The organism is Variovorax sp. P4_D9, assembly GCF_056401695.1.
Window position 1 is genome coordinate 1 of the sequence record NZ_JBFUIU010000664.1, and the last position, 4,906, is coordinate 4,906.

General features: G+C 58.9%; 5 protein-coding genes. 1 reads left to right on the plus strand and 4 read right to left on the minus strand.

The annotated features are described in order from the left end of the window. Window positions 1-244 precede the first annotated feature (244 nt). From AC1DY5_RS42010 to AC1DY5_RS42025, 4 genes are all read right to left on the minus strand, one after another. Window positions 245-1,210 (minus strand): Bug family tripartite tricarboxylate transporter substrate binding protein, encoded by a 966-nt coding sequence (locus tag AC1DY5_RS42010; RefSeq protein WP_478120351.1) that lies wholly within the window; start codon window positions 1,208-1,210, stop codon window positions 245-247. A 37-nt stretch (window positions 1,211-1,247) separates the two neighbouring features. Beyond that, window positions 1,248-2,144 carry an MBL fold metallo-hydrolase gene (locus AC1DY5_RS42015; RefSeq protein ID WP_478120352.1) on the minus strand — a complete coding sequence of 299 codons (897 nt, stop codon included), beginning with the start codon at window positions 2,142-2,144 and terminating at the stop codon, window positions 1,248-1,250. Between the two features lie 71 nt (window positions 2,145-2,215). Next, the gene (locus AC1DY5_RS42020; protein WP_478120355.1) at window positions 2,216-3,196 is read right to left on the minus strand and encodes a Bug family tripartite tricarboxylate transporter substrate binding protein; all 981 of its coding nucleotides are present in this window, start codon (window positions 3,194-3,196) and stop codon (window positions 2,216-2,218) included. 8 nt (window positions 3,197-3,204) lie between these two features. Further along, complete coding sequence (locus tag AC1DY5_RS42025; RefSeq protein ID WP_478120353.1) at window positions 3,205-3,726, minus strand: 2,4'-dihydroxyacetophenone dioxygenase family protein; 522 nt, start codon at window positions 3,724-3,726, stop codon at window positions 3,205-3,207. 145 nt (window positions 3,727-3,871) lie between these two features. Between AC1DY5_RS42025 and AC1DY5_RS42030 the strand changes: the two genes are divergently transcribed. Beyond that, window positions 3,872-4,906, plus strand: a 1,035-nt coding sequence (locus AC1DY5_RS42030; RefSeq protein WP_478120354.1) for a LacI family DNA-binding transcriptional regulator, incomplete at its 3' end; no start/stop codon positions are given.

Sequence of the window (4,906 nt, forward strand, 5' to 3'; positions counted from 1 at the left end):
GCTGGGCAAGACCCCAGCGGTCGTTCGCGTGCAAGTTCCGGTGCGTGCCCGAGACCATTGCGGACAATTTTGGCTTTGTGAAAGCAGACGCTCAACGCCAGGAGCTGAGCTTCTGGTGGCACGCCCGCTGGAGCCGCTACCAGAGCGTCAAGTTGTAGAGAACGCCAGGCGCGAAGCCATGGCTGCAACGCGTTCAGGCCCGACCTCCCGCTACTGGAAGTTGTCGAGCCTGTTCGTGGAGCGTCTACTCCGGCTTCACGTTGGCAGTCTCCGCCACCTTTTTCCATATCGCGATGTCTTCGCGCATGAGCTTGCGTAGCTCGTCAGGCGGGAGGTAGGCCGGCTGGACACCCAAGTCGAACAGACGGTCGGAAGTTGCTTTTTCTGCAAGGGTGTCGCGAAGTGCGGCGGTCAGCCTGTTCACGATGGTTGGCGRGACGCCAGCAGGGGCGAGCAGGGTCCAGCTCAGCTCACTACGAAAGTCAATACCTTGGTCCGGATAGGTGCCCACTTCCGGCATGCTGGGCGAGCGGCTGCCACAAATTCCCAAAGCGCGAATCTTCCCGGACTTTACCAACGGAGATGCGGTTCCCATGTCCAGCACGCCCACTCGGATGTGCCCTCCGAGCAGACCCGTCACGAGCTCACCTGAGGACTTGAATGGGATATGGTCCAGCCGCGCGCCCGCCTTTTGGACAAGGACCTCACCACAGAGATGACCCGTTGACCCGTGGCCCCATGTGCCGTACTGCAGGGGTTTGTCCTGTCCCTTGGAGTTGGCGATGAGGTCCTTGAGGTTTTTCGCTGGAAAGTCAATGCTGGAGACCACCACGACCCCAGCTGTCCCGATTCTCCCAATTTGGCTGAAGTCGGTGACGGGGTCGTACGAAAGTTTGGCATACACCGCCGGCGCGATGATGTGGGATGTCATTCCTCCCATGGTGATGGTGTACCCGTCGTTCGGTGACCTGGCCGCCTGAGCGGCTCCTATCGTGCCACCTGCCCCGACGCGGTTTTCGACATAGATTGAGCCATTCAATTTCTTCGCCATGGACTCGGCGAGCATTCGGCCGATGGCGTCGCCGCCACTACCGGCGGACAACGGTAACAACAGTTTGATGGGCCGTGTTGGATAGTCGCTGGATTGCGCGCAGGTGTGCCCGGCGTACGCCAGACCCAGCCCGAGAACGAGTGTGTATATAGCCTTCAAGGTATGTCTCCTGATGTTTGGGAATAGCGCCGTGTATTTAGCGCAGGTACTTGAACGTGAACCCGTGGTTGCACGAGTGGATACGACCTGCCGTAGGCGCCGGAAAGTGCATAGTTAGTAGCAGCGTATCCGTGTCGGCAAATCGCTCTGCAAGCGTTTGGCGCGTGTCTCTTGCCAGCTCCGGATTCCAGTCTCCGGTGTTAATGAGCCCCGGCTCTAGGAAGATGATGGGGTGATGAAAGATGTCGCCGGTCATTACCGCGTGCTGACCACCCTCCTTGACATTCACCGTTACGTGCCCCGGTGTGTGCCCCTTCGCATCGTCCAGCCACACACCCTTTACCAAGTCACCTTCAACTAGGTGATTTGAGTCAACGAGCAGCGCTTGGCCGGCCTCGACGACCGGCAAGACGCTATCTACAAAGGAGCCTTGGTTGACGGGGAACTCGGGCTTCGTCTCGTGCAGGCGCAGGTAGTGTTCGAACTCCTGCTTCGCGAAGATGTACTTAGCATTGGGGAAGGTTGGCACCCATCTCCCGTTGCTGAGCATCGTGTTCCATCCAACGTGGTCAGTATGAAGGTGCGTGCACAGCACCATGTCGATGTCACCGGGGGTCAGGCCCAGCCTGGCCAGATTGCTCAAGTAGTCGTTCGACTTGAACATGTGCTGCCATTTGGAACGTGGTCGATCCTTGTGATTACCATTGCACGCGTCGACCAGAATGTTCGCGGTTCCGGTGCGAATGAGGTAGCTGTGGAAGCTCAAGTTGAGGTTGAAGTCACCCGGACTTATGAGGTTAGGCCCGAGCTCGGCCTGACGTCGCGCCGCCACTCCTGGCTCGATGTTGGGGTAGAGCCATGCCGGGTCCACCCAGAAGTTGTCAATTTCTACGACCCGGTCGACGCGGGTGTTTCCAAACTTAAGTTGCTTCATTCTCCAGCCCCTCACTGCAACGCGATGGCTCAGCCAGCAGCCGTGTAGAGGCTGACCGAGCCTGCGCTTTTCTAGACGTCCTGCTGCTTGATGCCAGCGTCACGCGTGATTTGGGCCCACTGCTCGGATTCCTTCCTGATGACCTGCCTGAAGTCGTTGGGGCCGACGAACTGTGGAATGGCACCGAGTTCTTCAATTCGAGCCTTCACTGCAGGTGTTTCCATCGCTTTCTGAATCTCGGCAGAGATTGCGTTGACTACGTCATCCGGGGTACCCGCTGGCGCAACGATGCCTACCCAAAACTCCTTGGTCTCGTTGATGACCAAGCCCGACTCTTCGAAGGTCGGGATGTCCTTTAGTGCGGGCGAGCGGGCTCTCGACATCACGGCCAGCGGCTTGAGTTGGCCTCGCGCTGAGGAAATCAAAGGAATCGCGCCCATCATGGCGTCGACCTGGCCGGCCATAAGCGCCTGAATGGCCGGCGCGCTGCCCGTGTACGGGACGTGCAGCATTTCTTTGACCCCGGACGCTCGCATGAACAGCATCGTTGCCGCGTGCCCGGTCGTTCCCACGCCCCACGTGGAGAACGTCATCTGCTTGTCTTTTGCTAGCGCGATGAACTCCTTCAGGTTCTTGACCTCGAGGTCCTTGCGCACTGCCAGGGCAAACGGCACGAAGGAGATGACCGCCACTGGCACGTGGCCTTCTGGGTGGAAGTTCTTGTTGTTGAAGAAGTGCGGATAGACGGTGTGTGTGTCGCTGCTGGCGGCGAGTAGCGTCTGACCGTCGCCCGGCGATTTAGAAAGGAGGGCCGAGGCGAGGGTCCCAGAAGCGCCTGGTTTGTTATCGACAACAATTGGTTGACCAAGGGAGGTGCCCATGGCGGTAGAAACCAGGCGAGCCAAGATGTCCGAGTTACCCCCGGCTTGGCCTGGTACAAGCAGAGTAATCGGCTTTTTGGCCGTCCACTTTGCTTGAGACCACGCCGAGGATGCGAGGGTCCCGAGGGTGATGGCAGCGCTTTGTGCGAGGAAATGTCTCCGAGTATTCATGGTGTCGCTCACTTGTTTGCGTGGGTTTGAAGGTTCTTGAAGTCGGCGCCCTTGGGCGTGATATAGCCCGGAACCAGCAGTCCCTTGCTCTTCACGTAGCTGAGAATCCCGTCTTCGATGGCACCTGCGTCGCGGATGTTGAGAAAGGCATCTCCATCGAAGTTGATGTTGGCGCCGTACACCACCATGAAGCCCTCGGCGGCCTCCTTCGCGTCGTCGGGCACCGAGAAGGTGTGGATGGAACCTGCTGGTTCGTAGAGGTAGCTACCGGCTGTCTGCGGGTCCTTAGGGTGCTCGACGTAGTTCCACAGCCCCTTCGTAGTGAAGAAGTGGACGGTGCCCGTGTGGAAGTGCTTGGGCAGCTTCGTGCCAGGCGCGAACTTCCCATACAGGACCCAAATGCCGTACTCGCGGTCAAGGAACAGCGGAATGATTTCCGAACCGGGCGCAGCGCCGGGTACATAGGTCATATCTTGGATGTTGACCGTCAGCAGCTCTTCTTGCTTCGTGATGGATGTTGGGGTTGTCATTTGTGCTCCTGCTACTTATGCCTCACCGTTGCAGAAACGTTTCCGCATGGTAGATACTATGGGGTGTTGGATTCATTGGGGCTAACCCGACGAGTCGAGCAGGCCGCTAGTTCTTGTAGAGTTTTGGGGTTGCAGAAAGGTTGAGATGTCAGCAGTCGGTATCCATGACGTCGCTCGATTGGCAGGCGTCTCTATCAGCACGGCGTCGCGAGCCCTCAATAGGACGGGTCGCGTCAGCGAGGACACCATCAAGAAGGTCGGCGACGTGGCGGCGAAGCTGGGCTATCAACCCAATGCCATCGCGCGCACCATGCGGTCCAAGCAGAGTCATGCGGTCGGCATCATCGTCAGCGACATTTCCAACCCTTTCTATGGGCGCCTGGTTAAGTCGCTCGAGCGGCGACTTTCTGCGCAGGGCTACGCACTGTTCGTTGCCAGCTCGAACAACGACATTGCCACCGAGGTCCAGCTGATTCGCTTTTTCAAGAGTCGCAAGGTCGACGGCATCATCCTTGGCCCCTGTCAAACGGATTCGGTGGCGCACGTCATCGACGAGGTCCGAGACATCTCGACGGTGCTCTTCGACCGTGATGGCGGGCAGCAACTGGGCGCAGTCAAGGTTGACCACTATCGAGGCACCACTGAAGCACTCGCGTACCTGATTGGGCTCGGGCACAAGCGCATCGCTTTGATGACCCCTGGGAGCCAGATTCAACCAATCAGGGACCGGGTGCAGGCTTACCAAGACTGCTTGACTGCAGCTGGCTTGGCGTATGACCCAACCCTGATTTGTTTTGCCGATTCGTCGATGAACTTTCCGCCCGACCAAGCGGCTCGCATACTGGCGCGCAAGGACCGGCCCACTGCGTTTCTGTGCCTCGGTACTCGAATCCTCGCCGGCGCGCTCGCCGCCATCAGGTCGGCCAAGTTGAGCATCCCCGGGCACGTGAGCATCGTCTCCATCGGCGACACGGAATTCTCCGAGCTCCACAGTCCATCGATAACTGCGCTTGCATGGGACATCCGTTCGCTCTCGGACGAGATTTCTTCGATGCTGCTGACAAGGATGCACAACGAGGCTCCAGAGGTTCACTCGGCGGTGGTCGACATGCGGCTAATCGAACGGGAGTCGTGCGCGGCGCCCGCGGCTTGWAGAGACGGCCCGTCGCCGGAACTAGAC